Origin of the sequence: Cryobacterium sp. TMT2-17-1 (assembly GCF_004402765.1) — a bacterium.
Classification (GTDB): domain Bacteria; phylum Actinomycetota; class Actinomycetes; order Actinomycetales; family Microbacteriaceae; genus Cryobacterium; species Cryobacterium sandaracinum.
Map to the genome: position 1 here is coordinate 29,554 of NZ_SOGC01000050.1, position 21,711 is coordinate 51,264.

Genomic DNA, 21,711 nt, shown 5'->3' on the forward strand with positions numbered 1-21,711 from the left:
CCGGGAGATCATTTCGAACCGTTGTCGTTTTGATCGAGTTCCAGGAAGAAGGCCTTCGCTTTTTTCTCGAAGTCGAGATCCCTCCGCAGCAGGGCGTTTTCCTTCTCCAGGTCCCGGATCCGTTTCCGGGCTTGCGGCGTGAGCTCACCAGCAGGATCGATGGTCTTCAGCCTCGCGGCGTTGACCCAAGTCCACAGAGTCCGGTGGTTGATCCGGAGCGCTGCGGCGACTTTCACGATCGATTTGTCGCCCTCCGCGACGCGGGCCACCGCGGCAGCCCGAAACTCCGGGCTGAAGTGTTTGTGTTTCTCGTGTTCCATTTATCTATCCAATCCTGAATTCAGGAAGACTGTCCGGAAACACTGGGTCACCCCACCCGCCAGGACGGCATGTTGCGAAAAACTCCGCAGTTACGGGCAGAGAATAGGCACCCCCAGCCCGCGGGCACGGGCAGAGAACAGGCACCCCCCAGCCCCCGCGCCCCGGGCAACCCCACCCCCGGGCAACCTCCTACGCGGTCAGGTTCAGCACGGCCGCGGTCGCGGCGAGCGACGCGGCGGCAACGGCCGGGTCGTCGGAGAGCTTCGTGCCGAGGCTCGGGATCATCTCGCGCAGTCTGGGTTCCCAGGCCGGGTACTCCTCGGGGAAGCAGCGCTTGATCAGGTCAACCATGATCGGGGCCGCGGTCGAGGCTCCCGGGGAGGCGCCGAGCAGCCCGGCGATGGTGCCGTCGGCCGAGGTGATGACCTCGGTGCCGAACTGCAGCACGCCGCCCTGCTCCGGATCCTTCTTCATGACCTGCACGCGCTGTCCGGCGGTGATGAGTTCCCAGTCGGCGAGCTTCGCGGTCGGGATGAACTCCTGCAGCGCCTTGAGCTTCGTCTTCTTTGAGGCGAACACCTCGCCGATCAGGTACTTCATCAGGCCGAAGTTGTGCGCCGCCACAGCCAGCATCGGCCCGATGTTGTGCACCCGGATCGAGAACGGCAGGTCGAGCCAGCTGCTCGACTTGAGGAACTTGGGGGTGAAGCCGGCGTATGGTCCGAACAGAAGCGAGGTCTCTCCATCGACGACGCGGGTATCGAGGTGCGGCACCGACATGGGCGGAGCACCCTTCGCCGCCTTGCCGTAGACCTTGGCGTGGTGCTGGGCGACGAGCTTCTGGTTCGTGGTGCGCAGGAACTGCCCGCTGATCGGGAACCCGCCGAAACCCTTGATCTCGGGGATGCCGCTCTGCTGCAGCAGCGCCAGGGCGCCGCCGCCTGCACCGACGAAGACGAACCGGGCGTTGACGACGCTCGGGTGGTTGCCGACCAGGCGGCGCAGGTTGAGCTTCCATGAGCCATCCGTGAGTTGTTTCACACCGGTGACCTGCTGGTTCGTGTGCACGCCCACACCCTCGGCGGTGAGGTTGGCGAAAAGGTAGCGGGTGAGGGCGCCGAAGTCCACGTCGGTGCCGGACACGATACGCGTCGCCGCGATCTTCTGGTTCTTTGGGCGCTTCTGGGTGAGGAGCGGGGTCCAGGTGCCGATCACGGCCGGATCCTCGCTGTACTCCATGCCCGCAAAGAGGGGCTCGCCCTGGAGTACTGCGAACCGCTTGCGCAGGTATTCGACGCTGCTCTTGCCGTGCACGAAAGTCATGTGCGGGGTGGAGTTGATGAAGTTGGTGGGCTCGGGCAGCACGCCCGTCTCGACCAGGTGTGCCCACAGCTGGCGGCTGATCTGGAACTGCTCGTTGATCGCCACGGCCTTGGCCGCGGTCACCGAGCCGTCCTTCGATTCGGGCATGTAGTTCAGCTCGCACAGAGCCGCATGGCCGGTGCCCGCGTTGTTCCACGGGTTGGAGCTTTCCTGAGCGACTTCCCCCAATCGCTCGTAAACCTCGATGCTCCAGTCGGGCTGCAACTGCTTGATCAAGGTACCGAGGGTGGCGCTCATGATGCCGCCACCAATAAGAACGACATCAATCTTCGCCATTGGATTCACTCTTCCACCATATCGGTGGCAACGGATGCCTCCCGCCGGGACGCAGACGCGTCAGGTCACGGTTGGCTCGGCAACGAGCTCAAAAGCGACCCAATCGCGGCTCAAAACCGGTCCAGTCGCGACCGATAAGCGACTCAGTTGCCACCAAAAGCGGCTCAGCCGCGACTTTTCAGGAGCTCGTAGTTGGCGATGAAGTCGTCGACGGACACGCTCGCGACCTCGCGCACGATCAGGTCGAGATCGAGGTCGGCCAGCGTCTTGAACCGCACGCAGCTGTTGCCCATGTTCAGCGTGCGTCCGGTGGCGTCCCATTGGGAGCGGAACGCGGCATCCTTCCCGGGAAAGCTGTAGAGGCCCATCAAGTAGAGCGAGTTGTAGTGCTTCTGCGCGGCCAGGCTCACATAGACGAGCGGCTGTTTGTCGTCGGTGTTCGCCAACAGCTCCAGCGGAACCGCCCAGCCGAGCATGCCGCCGTAGACGCCGAGCCGATACCCCGCGGGCATGGCATCGCGCACGACGTCGAGCACCGGGTAGATCACCGCCCGACGCTCGGGTTCGAGGTCGAAAACGATCGTCTCCACCTCGAACGGAACCGGTTCTGTGCTCATGAAACAAGCGTAATGCCGAGCCTCGGCACGACCGCACGGGCGCCGTACAACTCCAGCCGCGACAGGGTCTTCTCAAAGCTCTCCGGCACGCCGTAGTGGAACCCCTGCGCGCTACGGATGCCCAGCGCACTCAGGTGGTTCGCCATCGTATCGTTCTCCACACCCTCGACGATCATCGAGTACTCGAGGTTGTCACCGAAACCCTGCAGGGCGGTGAGCACCTCCCGCTGGCGGATGTCGTCGAGGTCGTCGACCAGGCTGCGGTCGATTTTGAGGATGTCCATGGGCATCCGTACCAGGGCGTCGACCGACGAATCCTGGGAACCGTAGTCGTCGAGCGCGATCATCATGCCGAGGTCGCGCAGGCGGTCGGCCTGGGCACGGATCGCGGGGGTGACCTTGGTCATCGACCGCTCGTTGAGCTCGAGGCAGAGCGAGATGCCGGGGTAGCGGTCCGCGAGCTCCTCGATGTAGTTGCCCACACGCTCGGGCAGGATCTGCCCGGCCTCAACGTTGATGGTCATGCACACCACGCGCGGCTCGATCAGCCGGAAGTCCGCCGCGGCGGCCATGGCCTTCACGGCCACCTGGCGGGTCATCGCGTCGAGCCGGCCGAGGCCCTTCGCCTTCTCGACGATCGACGGCGGCGATAGCGGGCCGAGGTCCGGGTCGGTGTAGCGCACGAGGGCTTCGAACGCCCAGATCTGCCCGGTGACGAGGCTGACGATGGGCTGGAAGGCCAGCTCGAGCAGGTCCTCGTCGATGGCGTGGGCGATGATGTCGTTCATCTGCGAGGAGCGGTGGCTCGAGATGTTGAGGCTGCTCTCCTTCGACGGGCCGCCACGCCGCCGGGACTTCTTGATCGCGAGCATCGACCGGTCGGCATCCTGGACCAGCTGGTTGACGTCGGTTTCGCGGTGCGCCGAGTAGGCCAGGCCCACGCTGATGATCGGGCTGTGGGTCGTCTGGCCGATGAGCATCGGCTCCCCGGAGACCACCAGGATGCGCTCGGCGATGGACTTCGCCTCGGCCAGCGACGCCAGGTGGGTGAGGATGATCACGAACTCGTCGCCGCCGACCCGGGCGACCACGTCATTCGGACGCACCACGGCGCTCAGCCGACGCCCGAGCTCGCGCAGCACCTCGTCGCCGGTCTGATGGCCGAACCGGTCGTTCAAACGCTTGAACTCGTCGAGGTCGATGAATAGCACGGCCAGGGCCTCTGAGTAGTCCCGGTGGTCGTTGATGTTCGCCAGGGCCTCTTGGAACGCGCCGTAGTTGGGCAGGCTCGTGAGCGGATCGGTGTTGGCGCGCAGGGTGAGGCCGGCGATGTTGCGGCGGGCCCGCACGACCATCTCGGCGGTCGTGGCCAGGGCCTGGAGGGCGCGGCGGTCGTTGCCGGTGAAGGCGCCGTCCATGGCGTCGCGCCGGGCCACGATGTACTGGTCCGGCCCGATGGCGCCGGCCAGCGGCAGCAGCATGCTGATCTCGCCGGGCTGCGCGGGCTCGCTGCGCACGATGACGGATTCGGCACCGATTGCATCCGCCACCACCCGGCGCAGCAGGTCGGTGACGGCCGCCGGGGAGCCGGGCTCGGGCTCTGGGGTGGCGTCGGCGGCACTCGTGGCGGGGTAGGTGTTGTCGGCGGCGCTCGTGATGGCGGTACCGCTCGTGGCGCCGATGCCTGTGGTGGCTGGGCTCGTTGGGGTGACCCGCCCGGAGGGCCCGGTGGCCGGGTCGGCGGCAAGCGCGCTCGTGGCGGCGACCATGCCGGCCAGCCGGTGGCGCATGACCGCCATCACCGTGGAGACCTTGACCACGGAGGCGACGATCATCAGGGCGAACAGCACGATGACGGCATCGAGCGTGTTGGTGACCTCCACCAGAAACGGCAGCCCGACGACACTCCAGTGCGCGGCCGTCACCGTGACCACGACGGTTCCGACCAACACCAGCAGAACCCGCAACGGCGACAGGGGTCGCCCGCCGCTACGCCGACCGAGCGGGCCGGTGACGAAGCGCTGGCGCAGCACCTCGGTCGCGATGATGAAGAAGACATAGCCCACGGATGCCGCGGCCACGCCCACCAGAATCGGCAGTCCGCCCGCGCCGAACCAGGTGAACAGGCCGATGGCGGCGAGGGCGCCGGCACCCTGCAGGCCGGCGCTGTAGAGCGCGACCGATGCCCGCCCGGACTCGATCAGGATGGCCAGCAGAACGCCGAGCGCGATCAGCCCGGCCGAGACCGGCAGGGAGAGGGTGAGGGCCAGCGCCGGCAGCGCCAGAACGGGGAGGCTGATCATCGGGCTGCGGTGCGCCACGGCGCCCACGCGCACCCAGGTGAGCTCGAGGGCGGCCGCGCAGACCACACCGACCCCGGCGATCAGCCAGCTGTCTGAGGGTTCATCAAGGAGCAGCACGAACGACGTGGCGATGAGCGCGAGGCCGATGCCGGCGAACGCAAGGAAAGCCAGGCGTTTGACGCCCCTTGAGTTCCGATTCCCGCCCACGAAGTCTGACACTAGCGGAGTGAGCGCCCGGTTATACACCACCACGCTGAGGTCAGCGAACGAGCAGGTCCGCGGCGACGAGTTCCGCGATCTGCACGGCGTTGAGTGCCGCACCTTTACGAAGGTTGTCGCTGGTGATGAACAGGGCCAATCCACGCCCGTTCGGCACGCCACGGTCCTGACGCACGCGGCCGACGAAGCTCGGGTCCTGGCCGGCCGCTTCGAGGGGTGTGGGGACATCCGTCACGACCACGCCGGGGGCGGTGGCGAGCAGTTCGAGGGCGCGGGCGACGGTCAACGGGTTGGCGAACTCGGCGTTGATCGAGAGGGCGTGGCCGGTGAAGACGGGCACGCGCACGCAGGTGCCGGAAACGAGCAGATCGGGCAGCTCGAGGATCTTGCGGCTCTCGTTGCGGAGTTTCTTCTCCTCGTCGGTCTCGAATTCGCCGTCGTCGACGATGGAACCGGCCAGCGGGATCACGTCGAACGCGATCGGGCGGGCGTAGACGATGGGTGCCGGCATGGGCACAGCGGACCCGTCGTGGACCAGCTGGAGCAGGTTGTCGCTCAGGGCGGCGGCCCGCACCTGGCTGGCGAGCTCGCGGGCGCCTGCCAGGCCGCTGCCGGAGACCGCCTGGTAGGTGCTGACGATGAGGCGTTCGAGGCCGGCCTCGTCGTGCAGCACCTTGAGCACGGGCATGGCCGCCATGGTGGTGCAGTTCGGGTTCGCGATGATGCCCTTGGTGGCGAGTTTGATGGCCTCGGGGTTGACCTCGCTGACGACCAGCGGCACGTCGGGGTCCATCCGCCACCCGGAGGAGTTGTCGATCACGGTGACGCCGGCCGCGGCGAACCGGGGAGCCTGAATTTTCGAGAGCGTCGCGCCGGCGGAGAAGATGGCCACGTCGAGTCCGCTGGGGTCGGCGGTGGCGGCGTCTTCGACGACGATCTTCTCGCCCTTGAACAGCAGTACGGAGCCGGCGGACCGGGACGACGCGAAGAAACGGATGCCGCCGACCGGGAAGTCCCGTTCCTCGAGCAGGCTGCGCACGACGGCTCCGACCTGGCCGGTGGCCCCGACGACGCCGATCTGGATTCCTGTGGTGCTGGTTGCTGCGGTGCTGTTTGCTGCGGTGCTGGTTGCTGCGGTGCTGTTCACTGTGTTTCCTCCGCTGGATGCCGTGGCTGCTGGTGCTGGTGGTCTCGCTCTCGTTCGTGCACTTGCTCGTGCACTTGCACTTGCATCTGCATCTGCATCTGCACTTGCATTTGTGGCTAACTCAGGAGATTCTCGCGACTTGGCCCGAATTCCAGCCGGATCGCGCCTGTGGCCTCTGGTTCTCCTGAGTTAGCCCCAGGGAAACCGGTTGAACGGGGTCGGGGTGGGGTGAGGCGGGGTGGGGTGAGTCGGGGTGAGGCGGGGTGGGACCGAGCCCGGCTGGCGTCCGGCCGAGCCCGGTTGGGCCGACGGATGCCGGCTAGCGGCCGGTGCCGCCGTGCACGACGGCGTCGTTGGTGGAGTCCAGGCCGAATGCGGTGTGCACGACCCGCAGCGCCTGGTTGATGGTGTCGGCGCGGGTGACCACGGAGATGCGGATCTCGCTGGTCGAGATCATTTCAATGTTGATCCCGGCCTCGAACAGCGCCTCGAACAGCTTCGCGGACACGCCCGTGTTGGTGCGCATGCCGGCGCCGACGAGCGCGAGCTTGCCGATCTGGTCGTCATACTGCAGACCGGCGAACCCGACGTTGGTCTGCTCGTTGCTCAGCGCGGTCAGCACCTGCTGGCCCTCCGATTTGGGCAGGGTGAAGGAAATGTCGGTCAGTCCCGTGGACGCAGCCGAGACGTTCTGCACGATCATGTCGACGTTCGCGTTGGTCTTCGCGACGATTTTGAAGATCTGCGCGGCTTTGCCCGGAATGTCGGGAACGCCGACGACCGTGACCTTGGCTTCGCTCAGGTCGGCGGCGACCCCGGCGATGATTGGCTCTTCCACTGTCTCTCCATTCGCGGATGCGTTATTGGGATGTGTGCGCTCGGTGGCCGACGAATTCGGGATTGCGACATGCGGGCTCGTGGTGTCGGGGTTGTAGACAATGGTTCCCACGTTGTTGTTGAACGAGGACCGCACATGCAGCGTCACACCGTGCCGACGCGCATATTCCACCGCCCGAATATAGAGGACCTTCGCACCAGCGGCGGCGAGCTCGAGCATTTCCTCGCTGGAGATGCGGTCGAGTTTGTGGGCCCGGGGAACGACGCGCGGGTCGGCGGTGAAGACGCCGTCGACATCCGTGTAGATCTCGCAGATATCGGCGCTGAGCGCGGCGGCCAGCGCGACGGCGGTCGTGTCAGAACCGCCGCGACCGAGCGTGGTGATGTCTTTGGTGTCGCGATTGAAGCCCTGGAAGCCGGCGACAATCGCCACGGCACCGTCGTCGAGGGCATCGCGGATGCGCCCGGGAGTCACGTCGACGATGCGGGCGGCGCCGTGTTGGCCATCCGTGATCATGCCGGCCTGACTGCCGGTGAAGGAGCGGGCGTCGTAGCCCATGCTCTTGATCGCCATGGCGAGCAGCGCCATCGAGATGCGCTCGCCCGCGGTGAGGAGCATGTCGAGCTCGCGCGGCGCGGGGATCGGGGTGACCTGGTGCGCAAGGTCGAGCAACTCGTCGGTGGAGTCTCCCATCGCGGAGACGGCGACGACGACCTCGTTGCCCGCTTTGCGGGTGTCGACGATGCGTTTGGCCACGCGTTTGATGCTTTCGGCGTCGGCGACGGATGATCCGCCGAACTTCTGCACGATCAAGCTCACGTGGCACTCCAAGGGTTCGGGTACGCGGGCACAGGCAAGCTCCCATCATAAATGCTGTTGTATTCGGCAGCGGTCATGTGACGGTGTGCGGCACCCATTGACGCCCTGTCATTGACACTATGTCAATCGCGGTCGCAGGATCGGGGCAGAGGGTGGATCCCGCCCCGCCACGCGGTTTGACCCAGTTGCCGAGGAAGCTCCGATGCCCGACGAGTTCACGTCGAAAGCGCCGGTGCCGGTGCCGGTGCCGGTGCGCCAGAGCAAGCAGCCGGACGAGCGCCGGGACGACATTCTGCGCGCCACCCGGGAACTGGTCGCCGAGCGCGGCGTGTCCCGCGTGAAGATCACCGACATCGCCGCCCGGGTCGGCGTCACCCGCGGCCTGATCTACCACTACTTCCCGAACAAGGACGCGATCATCGACCTCATCTGAGAGGACCACATCGCGGAGTTCGTGACCGACCTCAACCTCTGGGACGCCGCCCGCATCCCCGGCGACATCGACAGCGCGCTGGTCGAGTGCGTCGCACTGTTCCGTCACCACCTGCATCGCACCGACCTCTTCCGCGAGGAACTCGGCCGCACCGAGTACGCCGGGCTCTACAACGAGTTCGTCGACCGGGCCGTCAGGGCCGTCGTCGACCGGCTGCAGGTCACGACCGTCGAGGCCTACGCGCGGCGGCACGAGATCCGGATCGACAACGTCTCCGAGGTGTTCTCTGTGCTGGTGTTCGGGCTGATCGGGCTTGTACGTTCCACGCCCACGGTCTCGGACGATGTGCTCGTGGCGATTGTGCGCCAGACGCTCCACCTCGACCACAACGCGCCGGCCTAAGACTTTTCTCTAGCATCACTTTTTCACCCAGTACAAAGAAGTATTCGCATATGTTCCTATTCGATGCCATCCCGTGGTCGTCGACCCTGATGTGGGTCGCGGTCGTCGCGGGGCTGATGATCGCCAACGAGGTCGCACGGTCGAGCAAATGGGCGTCGCTGGCGCTGTTTATTGCACTGCCGGTGGCGCTGACGATCTTCGTGTGGCCCACCACCGCCGGCGCCGGGTCCAGCACGGGCACCTGGTTTCACTGGGTCAAGGTCTACTCGGCACTTGCCGGATGCCTGGGCTTCATGGCCATCCGTTTCATTCCGCGTCTGGCCAAGAACCGGTACGCGCTGATGTTCCCCGCGTTCATTCTGGCTCTCAACATCTTCGAGGCCGTGATTCGCGACTTCCAGGTCTACGGGCTGAACGGGATGGTCGACGGAGTGTTCATGGTGGGCGGGCCGTGGAACATCATGAACGGTATCGCCGGGCTGCTGAACCTGCTCACGATCTGCGGCTGGGCCGGGATCATCATCAGCCGCGGCCCCAAGAAGGACATGATCTGGCCGGACATGCTGTGGTTCTGGATCATCGCCTATGACCTCTGGAACTTCGCCTACGTCTACAACGCGGTCGGCGACCACTCGTTCTACGCCGGCGCGGCCCTACTCGTGTCGCGCACGATCCCCGCCTTCTTCATCAAGCGCGGCGCCTGGCTGCAGCACCGCGCGCAGACCCTGGCGTTCTGGATGATGTTCACCATGGCCTTCCCGACCTTCGTGTCGAGCTCGCAGTTCGCAGTTCGCAGTTCGCAGTTCGCAGTGAAGTCGTCGCACGACCCGGTCGCCCTGTTCTGGGTGAGCGCCGTGGCCCTCGCGGCCAACATCGCCGTTGTGGTCTACCAGATCTACACGATCGTGAAGAGACGCCGCAACCCGCTCACCGACGGGCTGTTCACGCACCTGCCCACGTACCGCACGGTGCTCGAAGCGAACAAGCCGCTGGTGCCGGCGGCGGCTGCTCCAGCCGCGCACCCGCGGGCGACCGCCAGCGCGAAATAGAACGCCGTAACTGCGGAGAATTTCGCGACACGCGGCATCCGTCGCCCCGGCCCGTCTGTCGTCCGGGCGGGCGGGCCGTCCAGTCCGGCGAGGTCGGTGGCGGATACGGTCCCCCTGGCCACTCCTGGCGGCAACTGTTGCCCGAGCGGACAACTGTTGCCGGCACACCGGGCACAGTTGTCCGCTCCGGCAACACTTGCGGCAGTGGGCAGGCGGCGCGGGGGGCTAGTTCGTGACGGTACGGCGGCCCTCGAAGGCCCGCCCGAGAGTCACCTCGTCGGCGTACTCGAGGTCGCCGCCGACCGGCAGCCCTGACGCGAGCCGGGAGACCTTGATCTCGAGGGTGGTCAGCAGGCGCGACAGGTAGGTCGCGGTCGCCTCCCCCTCGAGGTTCGGGTCGGTGGCGATGATGACCTCCTGCACCGTGTTGTCGGCAAGGCGCTGCATCAGCTGACGGATGCGCAGGTCGTCCGGTCCGACGCCGTCGATGGGGCTGATCGCCCCGCCGAGCACGTGGTAGAGCCCCTTGAATTCGCGGGTGCGCTCGATCGCGACGACGTCCTTGGCCTCTTCCACCACGCAGATCATCGCGGGATTGCGGCGCGGGTCGCGGCAGATCATGCAGGTCTTCTGCTCGGACACGTTGCCGCAGATGTCGCAGAACTTCACCTTGTCGCGCACCTCGAGCAGCACGTTGGCGAGCCGGGTCACGTCGAACTGCTCGGTCTGCAAGATGTGGAACGCAATCCTCTGCGCGGACTTGGGCCCGATCCCGGGCAGCGTGCCGAGCTCGTCGATCAGTTCCTGAACAATGCCTTCGTACATGGTTTAGTCGCCTCTGGTTCGGGATGCCGGATCGTGCGGCTGTTCTTCGAGGAAGGTGGCGCCGAGGATTTCGCGCACCACCGACTCGCCGTAGCGCTGCTTCTCCGCAAAGGCGGGCCCGCGACGGGCAACGGATGCTTCGACGCCCGCCCGGTTCGGAGCCTGCACCTGGGTGCGCGCCGGGGTTCCGGGCTGGGCGCCGTTTGGTACGCCGTTCTGGGCGCCGTTCTGAGACTGGGACTGGGACTGGACTCCCGGCTGAGACTGAGACTGAGACTGGGACTGAGACTGGGCCTGGGCTCCCGGCTGAGACTGGGCTCCCGATTGGTGCTGGGCTCCCGCTGCGGACAATCCCGCACGCGCGGCGGGCGCCTGGTAGCGGCCGGGCTGGCCGCCGTTCGGGTGCAGGTCCGGCGGGAATTCCTCGTCGTAGGACGGGGGCTCGTCGTCGTAGGGCGGCTGCGGCTCAGGGTCTCGCCCGGACGCGGGAAGCGTCGTGGGCGCCGGCGCGCTCGGCGTGGAACGCGGGGCGGTCTGCGGGGCGGATGCGTGCGCGGGGGCATCGGGGGTCGCAGCGGAGGCCGCAGACGCAGGAGCAGCGGTTTCAGCAGCCGGGGCTGACCCCGGGATGGCCACCGTGGCCCAGCCGGTGCCGGCATCCGAGGGACTCGGAATGGCAGCGGTCGCCCAGCCGGTCGCGGCGACCGCCGGGCTGGCAGTTGCGCGGCTGGTCACCGGCGACTCGGGCACTGTCGGGCTGGCCACTGCCGGGCTGGCCGCCGCCGGGCTGGCCGCCGTGGGGCTGGTCACCGTGGGGCTGGTCACCGTGGGGCCGGCAGCCGATGCCGCAGGCGCTTCTGGGGCGTCAACCTTGCCAACGCCGGCTGGGGCGGAACCGGCTGAAGCGTTCACGGCAGCAGCCGGATCGGGGTCGGCGGCAGCAGCCGGATCGGGGTCGGCGGCAGCAGCCGGATCGGGGTCGGCGGGCGACGCCTCGTCGGTTGTTGCAGCAGCGGATTTGGGTGTCGTCCTGGAGCCGGTGTCGCCGCTTCCGGACCCGGCTGCGGCCGAGCCGCTGACGGTTGCGGCCCGCGCGACAGGGCTCGGCGCGGTGGAGTCCTGCACGCCGAAACCTGACCCCGGGGAGACCGGGGCGACCGGTGCCGGAGCGGGGGCGGATGCGTTGGGGGTGGCTGGGACATCCGTTCTCGGGGAGTCGACCCGGGCGGTGAGCTGGGGCGTGAAGCCGAGCACCTCGTTGACGGCGCGCTTGAGATAGTCGCCGACGCCCTGCCCGGGGGCCGCCGACTGCTTGAGTCCGGCGACGTCGTTCTGGCTCGGGAAGGAGAGCACCAACAGGTCCCCGCCACGCAGTTCCATGGCGCGGGCCGTGTAGAGCACGAGCCAGGCGCTGATCTTGGCGGCCTTGACTGCCTCGAGGATCTGCGGCCAAGAGTCCTTTACCTGCTGCAGGGTGACGGGTCCGACAGGGCGGGGCGGGGCCGCGACTTGGGTCGCGGGCGCAGCTGCATCAGGTGCGGCGGCAGAAGCAGCAGCCGCACCGCCGGAGACCGCGGGCCGGCCGGAGGCATGCGTCGCCGAGACCGCAGCCGCGCGCGGGGGCGAGCCGACCGGGCTGGTGGCTGGGGCATCCGTCGCCGAGCTGTCGCCGGGATCAGAACCGGAACCAGAACCGGAACCAGAACCAGAACCGACCCCGATGCGGCGCTCGAGGCGTTCGACGCGGGCGAGCGCGCCGCGGGTGGAATCGTCGCTCGCGGGGATGAGCACGCGGGCAATCATGAGTTCGAGCTGCAGGCGGGGGCTGGTCGCGCCGGTCATCTCGGTGAGGGCGGCGTTGATCACGTCGGCGGTGCGGGAGAGCTCGGCGGGGCCGAACTTCGCGGCTTGCACGGCCATGCGGTCGAGTTCCTCCTGCGGCACGCCGCGCAGCACGGCGGCAGCGGCGGCGGCACTCGTGGCGCCCACGATGATGAGGTCGCGCAGGCGTTCGAGCAGGTCTTCGACGAAGCGGCGCGGGTCCTGGCCGGTCTGCACGACCCGGTCGACGGCGTCGAACGCGGCGGACGGGTCGCGGTCGGCGATCGCGTCGATGGACTCGTCGAGCAGCGACGCGTTCGTGTAGCCGAGCAGCGCCACGGCGCGGTCGTATTCGACGGAGTGCCCGTCGGATCCGGCCATCAGCTGATCGAGCAGCGACAGGGTGTCGCGCGGCGACCCGCCGCCGGCCCGCACCACGAGTGGCAGCACGCCCGGCGCGACGGTCATTTGCTCGGTGTCGCACATCTGCTGCACGTATTCGAGCATCGGCCCGGGCGGCACGAGCCGGAACGGGTAGTGATGCGTGCGCGAACGGATGGTGCCGATCACCTTTTCGGGCTCGGTTGTCGCAAAGATGAACTTGACGTGCTCGGGCGGCTCTTCGACGATCTTCAGCAGCGCGTTGAAGCCCTGCGGCGTGACCATGTGCGCCTCGTCCAGGATAAAGATCTTGTATCGGTCGCGGGCGGGAGCGAAGATCGCGCGCTCACGGATGTCCCGGGCATCGTCGACCCCGTTGTGGCTGGCCGCGTCGATCTCGACCACGTCGAGGGATCCGCCGCCGTCGCGGGACAGCTCCACACAGCTCGGGCAGACCCCGCATGGCGTGTCGGTGGGACCCTCGGCGCAGTTCAGGCAGCGCGCGAGAATACGGGCGGATGTCGTCTTGCCGCAACCTCGGGGCCCGCTGAACAGATAGGCATGATTCACCCGGTTCGTGCGCAGGGCCGTCATCAGCGGATCGGTCACCTGAGACTGACCGATCATTTCGGCAAAAGTCTCGGGCCGGTAGCGGCGATACAGGGCGGTAACCACGAGGTCAATCGTAGCCGGAGCCACTGACTATAGTGCGGTGTGGGGCGGGCGTGGGGCGGGGTGTGTGTGTGTGTGGTGTGGGTGGGGTGTGTGGTGGGGCGGGTGGCATCCGTTTGTCAGGTGGGCAGGGCTCAGGCGCGGCGGCTCAGGCGCGGCAGCTCAGGCGCGGCAGCTCAGGCGCGGCGGGCGACGGCCTGGTCGAACGCGCCGGGGCGATTGCTCACGATTTGCTTGCCGAGGGGCGCGAGCGAAACCGGCACCATCTTGAAGTCGGCGATGCCGAGGGGGATTCCGATGATGGTGAGGCAGAGCGCGATTCCCGAGACGATGTGCGCCAGGGCCAGCCACCAGCCCGCGAGGATCACCCAAATCACGTTGCCGATGAACGAGAACGCTCCACTGGTGGGTTTGGCCACGACGGTGCGGCCGAACGGCCAGAGCGCGTAGGCGGCGATGCGGAACGACGCGATGCCCCACGGGATCGTAACGATCAGCACGCAGAGCAGAATGCCTGCGGCGAGGTAGCCCAGGAACAGCCAGAACCCGCTCAGCACGAGCCAGATCAAGTTCAGGAGTGTGCTCACGCGAAAATACTACCCGCGCAGGAGGCGGAGGTCGCGGGATCGGAATCGGGCGCGGCGAGCGCGGACATCCGTCGCCGGCCGCGTGTTGCCCTCCCGGCACCCGGCTCCCGGCTTCCGGCTTCCGGCTCCCGGCTCCCGGCACCCGGCTCGACTTTAAACTCGGAGAATTTCGCAACACGCCGCCCACGGCGCTGGGGTGACCCGTGTCGCCTAAAAACTTCGAAGTCACGTCCTACAGCACCCCGCACCTCGCATCCCGAGCGCCCCGAACCCCCACCTGCCAATCGGCCGCCCCCGGAACCCGGGAACGGCCGATCAACGAAAGCATCAACAAAGCATCAACAAAGGCATCAACGAGACACAGGAGCCGAAACCCCTACCAGCGAACCCCCTACACCGAAGGATGCGTGCGCTTGATCGTCCCCAGCGTCTGCCGGGCGATCTCCAGCTCCTCGTTCGTCGGGATGACGAGCACGGTTACCCGGGAGTTATCCGTGGAGATCACGCGCGGCGTGCGGGACTTGGCTTCGTTGCGCACGGGGTCGATTTCGATCCCCATGCCCTCGAGTCCGGCCAGGGCGCCCGCGCGCACGATCGGCGAGTTCTCACCGACGCCCGCGGTGAAGACGATGACGTCCACGGTTCCGAGTTGCGCGTAGTAGTTGCCGACATAGCCTTTGACGCGGTGGAAGTACACGTCGAGGGCAGCCTGGGCGACCGGGTCGCCCGCGACCGCGGCATCCTCCACGTCGCGCATATCGCCGTTGCCGGCCAGGGCCAGCATGCCGCCGCGGCGGTTGAGCAGGTCGTCGAGCTCGGCGGTGGTCATCCCGGCCCGGCGGCGCAGGTGGAAGATCACGGCCGGGTCGATGTCGCCCGAGCGGGTGCCCATCGCGAGCCCCTGCAGCGGGGTCATGCCCATGGAGGTGTCGATCGATTCGCCGCCGTCGACGGCACACACGGATGCCCCGTTTCCCAGGTGCAGCACGATCGTCTTGAGCTCGGCCAGGGGCCGGTCGAGGTAGGCCGCCGCGGCCTCCGAGACGAACTTGTGCGAGGTGCCGTGGAAGCCGTACTTGCGCACGCGGTACCGCGTCGCGATGTCCCTGTCGATCGCGTAGGTGTACGCGGCCGGCGGCAGCGTCTGGTGAAACGCGGTGTCGAACACGGCGACGTGAGGCACGTTCGGGAAGCTGGCGCGGGCGGCACGGATGCCCTGCACGTTGGCCGGGTTGTGCAGCGGAGCGATCTCGGAGAGGTCCTCGATGTTCAGCTCGACCAGGTGGGTGATCTCGGTCGGCTCGAAGAACCGGTTGCCGCCCTGCACCACGCGGTGGCCGACGGCGATCAGGTTCGTCTCGGACAGCTTCGGGCCGTGCTCGGCGAAGGCCTCGATCATCACGGCGAAGCCGGCGGTGTGGTCCATGATCGGCAGGTCGCGCTCGGTGCGGCCGCCCTTCGACGTTCCCGCGGTGTGCCGTGAGTGCCCGATCGGCTCGCCGATGCGCTCGACCAGGCCGCTGGCGAGCTCCGTTTCGGTGTCCATGTCGATCAGCTGGTACTTGAACGACGACGATCCGGAGTTGACGACCAGGATGGCGGTCATGCGGACACCGCCGCTGCGGCCGATGCGGAAGATGCCGCACCGGAAGCCGAAGCTGCCGGGGTGCCGGACTCGGACGCTGCGAGCGTCGCGGCCTGGATCGCGGTGATGGCTACGGTGTTGACGATGTCCTGCACTAGTGCTCCTCGAGAAAGGTCATTGATGGGTTTGCGCAGGCCCTGGAGGACGGGGCCGATGGCCACTGCTCCGGCGCTCCGCTGCACGGCCTTGTACGTGTTGTTGCCCGTATTCAGGTCGGGGAAGATGAAGACGGTGGCGCGGCCGGCGACAGCCGAACCGGGCATCTTCGTGGCGGCGACGGCGGCATCCGCCGCCGCGTCGTACTGTATGGGACCCTCGATCAGAAGGTCGGGGCGACGCTCCCGCACGAGGGCGGTGGCGGCCCGCACCTTGTCCACGTCGGCACCCTGCCCGGACTCGCCGGTCGAGTAGCTCAGCATGGCGATGCGCGGCTCGATACCGAATTCGACGGCCGTCTCCGACGCCGAGATGGCGATGTCGGCGAGCTGCTCCGCGGTGGGGTCAGGGTTCACCGCGCAGTCGCCGTAGACGAGCACCTTGTCGGCCAGCGCCATCAGGAACACGCTGGACACGACCGAGACTCCCGGACGCGTCTTGATGATCTGCAGGCTCGGCCGGATGGTGTGCGCCGTGGTGTGCGTCGCCCCGGAGACCATGCCGTCCGCCAGCCCGAGCTGCACCATCATGGTGCCGAAGTAGGACACGTCGGTCACGAGTTCCATGGCCTGCTCGACCGTGACGCCCTTGTGGGCGCGCAGCTTCGCGTACGCCTCCGCGAACTTGCGCCGCAGCACGTCGTCGAAGGGGCTCAGAACCTGCGCCTTGGCGATGTCCAGGCCGAGGCCGATGGCACGCGAGCGCACCTCGAACTCCTCACCGAGAATCGTGATGTCGGCCACATCGCGGGCCAGCAGGGTCGCGGCGGCGCGCAGCACGCGGTCGTCGTCCCCTTCGGGCAGCACGATGCGCTTTTGGTTGGTGCGTGCGCGTTCGAGCAGCATGTACTCGAACATCAGCGGCGTCACCACGTCGGCGCGGCTCACCTTGAGCCGGTCGAGCAGCACGGATGCCTCCACGTGGCCTTCGAAGAGCGCCAGCGCCGTGTCGCGCTTGCGTTGCGAGTCGGCGGCCATCCGTCCGGGCGTGTGTGTGATGCGCAGCGCGGCGTCATAGGAGTTCAGCTCGGTGCTGATGATCGGCACCGAGGCGTCGAGCCCCTCGACGAGCCGCCCGATCTCCTCGGGCAGGGCGAAGCCGCCGACCAGCACGATGCCGGCGATCGACGGGAACGTAGCGGACGAGTTCGCCATCAGAACGGCCAGCAGCACCTGCGGGCGGTCGCTGGGAACCACAACCACGGCGCCCTCGAACAGGCGCGGCAGCACGTTGACCATCGACATGGCCGCCACGACCACGCCGAGCGCCTCCCGGGACAGCAGCGCGGGGTCACCCTTGACGAGCGTGCCGTCGGTGGCCTTGAGGATGCTCTTCATGCTCGGGGCCACGAGGAACGGGTCTTCGGGCAGCGCCCAGACCGGCACCGCGTTGCGCCCGCTGCCGGGCTTCGTGTCGGCGTCGACGACGCTCCGCACGGCGTCGATGAGCTCATCGAGCCGAGTCGGATCGGCGCGGTTGACGATCACGCCAAGCAGTGAAACGTGCTCGTCGCGCAGTTCCGCCAGGGTCACGTCGGTCAACTGGCGGATGTCCTCGGCCGTGCGCGGGTCGCTCTGGCCGAGCTGCCGGTCACCCTGGCTGAGCGTGTCGCGCTGGCCGGGACCGACCCGCCCGCCGAGCACCAGCAGCACCGGCACCCCCAGGTTGGCGGCGATGCGCAGGTTGAAGGCGAGCTCGGTGGGACTGCCGACATCCGTGTAATCGGAGCCGATCACGACCACCGCGTCACACTGGGCCTCGACGGCCTTGAAGCGCTGCACGATGCGGCCGAGGGCCGCGTCGGGGTCGAGGTGCACCTCGTCGTAGGTGACGCCGACGCAGTCGTCGTAGGTCAGCGGGGGCTGCACGGTGAGCGCAGACGCACTCGACAGGTGCGAGAGCAGCAGCTTGAGCACGTAGTCGGGGTGGTGCGCCGAGCGAGCCACGGGCCGGAACACACCGACGCGCTCCACCGAACGGAGCAGGGTGTCGAGCACGCCCAGGGCGATGGTGGATTTGCCGGTATTTCCCTCGGCAGAGGTGATGTAGATACTGTCAGCCACGGTTTATACGTTATCTCCGCCGGTGGAGACACCGGCATTGTCGGGGGTCACGCCGACGCCATCGGCGTCCCAGACCCATTCGGTGACGGCGGGGATGTCTTCCCCGTGGTCGCGGGTGTAATTGCGGGCCCGAAGGCGGGCATCCTGCATCTCCTGGCGAAGCAGGGCGGCGCGGGCGCCGAGTCCGGGAACCCGGTCGATGACGTCCATCACCAGGTGGTACCGGTCGAGGTCGTTGAGCATGACCATGTCGAACGGCGTGGTGGTGGTGCCGTTCTCCTTGTAGCCGCGGGCGTGCAGGTTACCGTGCCCGGTGCGCTTGTAGGTCAGGCGATGGATCAGCCACGGATACCCGTGGTAGGCGAACACGATCGGCTTGTCGGCCGTGAAGATGGCGTCGAACTCGTTGTCGCTGAGGCCGTGCGGGTGGTCCGCCTCGGACTGCAGGCGCATCAGGTCAACGACGTTCACAACGCGCACCGACAGGTCGGGCAGCCATTCCCGCAGGATGGCGGCCGCGGCCAGCACCTCGAGGGTGGGCACCTCGCCGGCGGCGGCCAGCACGACGTCGGGTGAGGTGCCGAACGTCTCGGTTCCGGCCCAGTCGAAGATGCCTAGACCCCGCTTGCAGTGCGCGACGGCCTGGTCCATGGTGAGCCAGTTCGGCGCGGGCTGCTTGCCGGCGACGACCACGTTGACGTAGTCCACACTGCGCAGGCAGTGGCTGTAGGTGGCGAGCAGCGTGTTGGCGTCGAACGGCAGGTAGACGCGTACGACATCCGCACTCTTGTTGACGACGTGGTCGATGAACCCGGGGTCCTGATGCGAGAACCCGTTGTGATCCTGGCGCCAGACGTGCGAGCTGAGCAGGTAGTTCAGGCTCGAGATTGAGCGGCGCCACGGGATCTCGCGGGTGACCTTGAGCCACTTCGCGTGCTGGTTGAACATCGAGTCGACGATGTGAATGAAGGCCTCGTAGCAGTTGAACAGGCCGTGACGGCCGGTGAGCAGGTAGCCCTCCAGCCAGCCCTGGCACTGGTGTTCGCTGAGCATCTCCATCACGCGGCCGGCGCGGGCGAGGTTCGTGTCACCCTCGTGGAATTCCGCGTTCCACTGCTTGTCCGTGGCCGCGTAGACGGCCGGGGCGAGGCGGTTGGAGGCCGTCTCGTCGGGCCCGAAGATGCGGAAATTGTCGGGGTTGTCACGGATGACGTCGGCCAGCCAGGTGCCGAGAACCTTGGTCGCCTCATCGGTGGTGGCGCCCGGGGAAGGGACATCCACCGCGTACTCCCGGAAGTCGGGCAGCTTCAGCGCCCGGCGCAGCAGCCCACCGTTGGAGACCGGGTTCGCGCTCATCCGCAGGTCGCCCGCGGGGGCCAGCGCCGAGATCTCTGCGGCGGGGGCGCCGTTCGCGTCGAAGAGTTCGCCCGGCCGGTAAGAGGCCAGCCACTCTTCGAGCAGCCGGGTGTGAGCCTCGGTGTCGCGGGCGTTGCTCAGGGGCACCTGGTGCGAACGCCAGGAGTCGACGACCTGCACCCCGTCGATGACGGGCGGGCAGGTCCAGCCCTTGGGCGTGCGCAGGATGATCATCGGCCAGCGCGGACGCTCGGTGTCGCCGGCGAGGGCGCGCGCCTTGATCGCGGCGATCTCGTTGAGCACCTCGTCGAGGGTGAGCGCCATGCGCTGGTGAACGAGAAGGGGATCCTCGCCGTCGAAGCCGCCATCCACGATGTAGGGCTTGTGGCCGTAGCCGCGCATCAGGTCGAGGAGTTCCTCTTCCGGGATGCGGGCGAGCACGGTGGGGTTGGCGATCTTGTACCCGTTGAGGTGCAGGATCGGCAGCACGACGCCATCCTGAAGCGGATCGATGAACTTGTTCGAGTGCCAGCTGGTGGCCAGCGGGCCGGTCTCGGCCTCGCCGTCGCCGACGACCGCGGCGACCAGCAGGTCGGGGTTGTCGAACGCGGCGCCGTAGGCGTGGCTGAGCGCGTAACCGAGCTCGCCGCCCTCGTGGATCGAGCCGGGCGTCTCGGGCGAGGCGTGGCTGGGGATGCCGCCGGGGAACGAGAACTGGCGGAACAGGGCCTTGACGCCCTGCTCGCTCTGGTCGACGCCGGAGTAGATCTCGGAGTACGTGCCGTCGAGGTAGGCGTTGGCCACCATCCCGGGGCCGCCGTGGCCGGGGCCGGTGACGTAGAGGGTGCTGATCGACCGTTCCTGGATGGCGCGGTTCAGGTGGGCATAAAGAAAATTGAGCCCCGGGGTGGTTCCCCAATGGCCGAGCAGACGCGGCTTGATGTGGTCCCGCGTGAGCGGCTCACGCAAAAACGGGTTGTCGAGCAGGTAGATCTGCCCTACCGACAGGTAGTTGGCGGCCCGCCACCAGGCATCGACGCTGGCGAGCGCTTCAGCGCTGAGCGGATGCGGTGACCGGTCTGGCCAGAGAAAGGGTTTACCGAATATTTCAGCCATGGTGCCTCCAGGCACTATCGGGGCGGGGGCGTTATCTGCGCCGTTTCATCTTACGAGATGAGGCGAAATCGTTATCATTGCTAACGGCCTGCGGCTGTGGCTGGGCTGTGGCTGTTTTTCCGGCGCGTGCGGGCATGAAAAAGACTCCTCGCGCACCCACCAGAGCCCGGTTACCCTTGCTACGTTTCCGTCCTGGGGGAGTTGGCCGAGATGGCGCCACGCGAGGAGCCGACCCTTAGCTTAGACGCAAAGCCGGCGAGGCCGAAAAACGGGCCGATTCCAAGTCGATTCCGAGTCTGCACCGGGTCTGCACCGGGCGGGCGGGGCGAGTGTGCACGGAGGCCACCGGAAACAGGTAAGATTCTCTAGGTCGTTCCTTGAGGGAACGTTCGGCCAGGAGAATTCGCCTAGTGGCCTATGGCGCACGCTTGGAAAGCGTGTTGGGTGAGAGCCCTCGGGGGTTCGAATCCCCCATTCTCCGCCAGATCGCGCTGCAGCACGCGGGCGGGCATTAGTCTCGACGAACTCGACAATCAACTCTCGGGGGTTCGAATCTTCCGCCCCCGCAGTGCTGCTTCCGTGCCCGGATGGGGCTAACTCAGGAGATCCAAGCCGCACGCAAACATCCACCGCCTGATTCCGGGGGCGGGAACCGCAACTGGCCGTGGTTCTCCTGAGTTAGCCACCGACCCGCGTCCATAGCTCCCGCACATTCTGCCGGATGTGGCCAATAGAGCCCTGAAACAGCCCACCGCCGAGAATTGGCAGGAGTTATGCACGTAGCGAGGCTCCGACCGTGCCTGGCATGGGGCCAACTCAGGAGATCCGCGCGGACCGCTCCGCCGTGGCCGCAGACCAGTGCGGAGCAGACTGCGGCCGCCCAGGGATCTCCTGAGTTGGCCACGGAAGTGTCGGGGCAGGTCCGGCGAGCACCGGCGAGCACCGGCGAGCCCCGGGGGCTAGTCGGCGAGCGGATGCCGCGGCGCACGCGGCACGGGCGGCGGCGGCACCGGCTTCGCGGCCACGACATCGGCGAGCGCGAGGACGACCAGACCGCGTTTGGTCTCAACCATGCACCCTGTGTCGGAGACGGACCGCAAGTAACCCACGGCATCCGTGACCCCGCCCTCGATGCGGGTGCGCACCACGATTCGGGTTCCGAGGGTGGTGCTGGAGACGAATTGGGCGGCGGCGAGGCTCATCCGGCTGAGCCTACTCTTCGAGCCCGAGCCGAGCGCAGCCCAGCCGCGCGGCGCCCGGCCCAGCCGCACGCAGCCGCACC

General features: G+C 67.4%; 16 protein-coding genes, 1 tRNA gene and 1 other RNA gene. 4 read left to right on the plus strand and 14 right to left on the minus strand.

From position 1 onward, the window contains the following. Positions 1-8: 8 nt before the first annotated feature. The 6 genes from E3O47_RS15250 to E3O47_RS15275 form a co-directional block, all read right to left on the minus strand. Complete coding sequence (locus E3O47_RS15250) at positions 9-320, minus strand: transposase (RefSeq protein ID WP_134421182.1); 312 nt, start codon at positions 318-320, stop codon at positions 9-11. Positions 321-510: 190 nt separating this feature from the next. Beyond that, on the minus strand, positions 511-1,980 hold the full coding sequence (locus E3O47_RS15255; protein ID WP_134421184.1) for a malate:quinone oxidoreductase: 1,470 nt from the start codon (positions 1,978-1,980) through the stop codon (positions 511-513). 164 nt (positions 1,981-2,144) lie between these two features. After that, positions 2,145-2,597, minus strand: coding sequence for a DUF1801 domain-containing protein (locus tag E3O47_RS15260; protein WP_134421186.1), 453 nt, complete (start codon positions 2,595-2,597; stop codon positions 2,145-2,147). After that, the gene (locus E3O47_RS15265; protein WP_134421188.1) at positions 2,594-5,119 is read right to left on the minus strand and encodes an EAL domain-containing protein; all 2,526 of its coding nucleotides are present in this window, start codon (positions 5,117-5,119) and stop codon (positions 2,594-2,596) included. The genes E3O47_RS15260 and E3O47_RS15265 overlap by 4 nt, the downstream gene beginning before the upstream one ends. A 40-nt stretch (positions 5,120-5,159) precedes the next feature. Continuing rightward, positions 5,160-6,266, minus strand: coding sequence for an aspartate-semialdehyde dehydrogenase (locus E3O47_RS15270; protein ID WP_134421190.1), 1,107 nt, complete (start codon positions 6,264-6,266; stop codon positions 5,160-5,162). 319 nt (positions 6,267-6,585) lie between these two features. Next, a complete protein-coding gene (locus E3O47_RS15275; RefSeq protein ID WP_104099827.1) occupies positions 6,586-7,923 on the minus strand; it encodes an aspartate kinase in 1,338 nt (445 codons plus the stop codon). Between the two features lie 202 nt (positions 7,924-8,125). Here E3O47_RS15275 and E3O47_RS15280 point away from each other — a divergent pair, with 202 nt between their 5' ends. Genes E3O47_RS15280 through E3O47_RS15290 form a run of 3 tightly spaced genes read left to right on the plus strand, consistent with a single transcriptional unit; the run spans position 8,126 to position 9,807 of the window. After that, positions 8,126-8,356 carry a helix-turn-helix domain-containing protein gene (locus E3O47_RS15280; RefSeq protein WP_134416387.1) on the plus strand — a complete coding sequence of 77 codons (231 nt, stop codon included), beginning with the start codon at positions 8,126-8,128 and terminating at the stop codon, positions 8,354-8,356. Positions 8,357-8,377: 21 nt separating this feature from the next. Next, complete coding sequence (locus E3O47_RS15285) at positions 8,378-8,758, plus strand: hypothetical protein (protein ID WP_134416389.1); 381 nt, start codon at positions 8,378-8,380, stop codon at positions 8,756-8,758. A gap of 50 nt (positions 8,759-8,808) precedes the next feature. Next, positions 8,809-9,807 carry a DUF5692 family protein gene (locus E3O47_RS15290; RefSeq protein WP_134416391.1) on the plus strand — a complete coding sequence of 333 codons (999 nt, stop codon included), beginning with the start codon at positions 8,809-8,811 and terminating at the stop codon, positions 9,805-9,807. A 225-nt stretch (positions 9,808-10,032) separates the two neighbouring features. Here E3O47_RS15290 and recR read toward each other — a convergent pair whose 3' ends face one another. The 7 genes from recR to ffs form a co-directional block, all read right to left on the minus strand. Continuing rightward, a complete protein-coding gene (recR, locus tag E3O47_RS15295) occupies positions 10,033-10,632 on the minus strand; it encodes a recombination mediator RecR (protein WP_104099829.1) in 600 nt (199 codons plus the stop codon). Between the two features lie 3 nt (positions 10,633-10,635). Continuing rightward, entirely contained in the window at positions 10,636-13,509 is a 2,874-nt protein-coding gene (locus E3O47_RS15300) for a DNA polymerase III subunit gamma and tau (protein WP_134416393.1), read from the minus strand. 173 nt (positions 13,510-13,682) lie between these two features. After that, positions 13,683-14,093 carry a YccF domain-containing protein gene (locus tag E3O47_RS15305; protein WP_104099831.1) on the minus strand — a complete coding sequence of 137 codons (411 nt, stop codon included), beginning with the start codon at positions 14,091-14,093 and terminating at the stop codon, positions 13,683-13,685. Positions 14,094-14,484: 391 nt separating this feature from the next. Then, positions 14,485-15,699, minus strand: a complete 1,215-nt coding sequence (locus tag E3O47_RS15310; RefSeq protein ID WP_104099832.1) for an acetate kinase — start codon at positions 15,697-15,699, stop codon at positions 14,485-14,487. Next, positions 15,696-17,957, minus strand: coding sequence for a phosphate acetyltransferase (pta, locus tag E3O47_RS15315; protein ID WP_104099833.1), 2,262 nt, complete (start codon positions 17,955-17,957; stop codon positions 15,696-15,698). Before pta ends, E3O47_RS15310 begins: the two co-directional genes overlap by 4 nt. Before the next feature lie 3 nt (positions 17,958-17,960). Beyond that, positions 17,961-20,429, minus strand: a complete 2,469-nt coding sequence (locus E3O47_RS15320) for a phosphoketolase family protein (protein WP_134421192.1) — start codon at positions 20,427-20,429, stop codon at positions 17,961-17,963. Between the two features lie 136 nt (positions 20,430-20,565). Beyond that, positions 20,566-20,662: signal recognition particle sRNA small type (ffs, locus tag E3O47_RS15325), an RNA gene on the minus strand. Between the two features lie 163 nt (positions 20,663-20,825). On the opposite strand from ffs, the gene E3O47_RS15330 reads away from it, so the two are divergent. Then, positions 20,826-20,913 (plus strand) — tRNA-Ser (locus E3O47_RS15330). A 475-nt stretch (positions 20,914-21,388) separates the two neighbouring features. On the opposite strand, the gene E3O47_RS15335 is transcribed toward E3O47_RS15330, so the two are convergent. Beyond that, entirely contained in the window at positions 21,389-21,631 is a 243-nt protein-coding gene (locus tag E3O47_RS15335) for a ferrous iron transport protein A (RefSeq protein ID WP_104169199.1), read from the minus strand. Between the last annotated feature and the right edge of the window lie 80 nt (positions 21,632-21,711).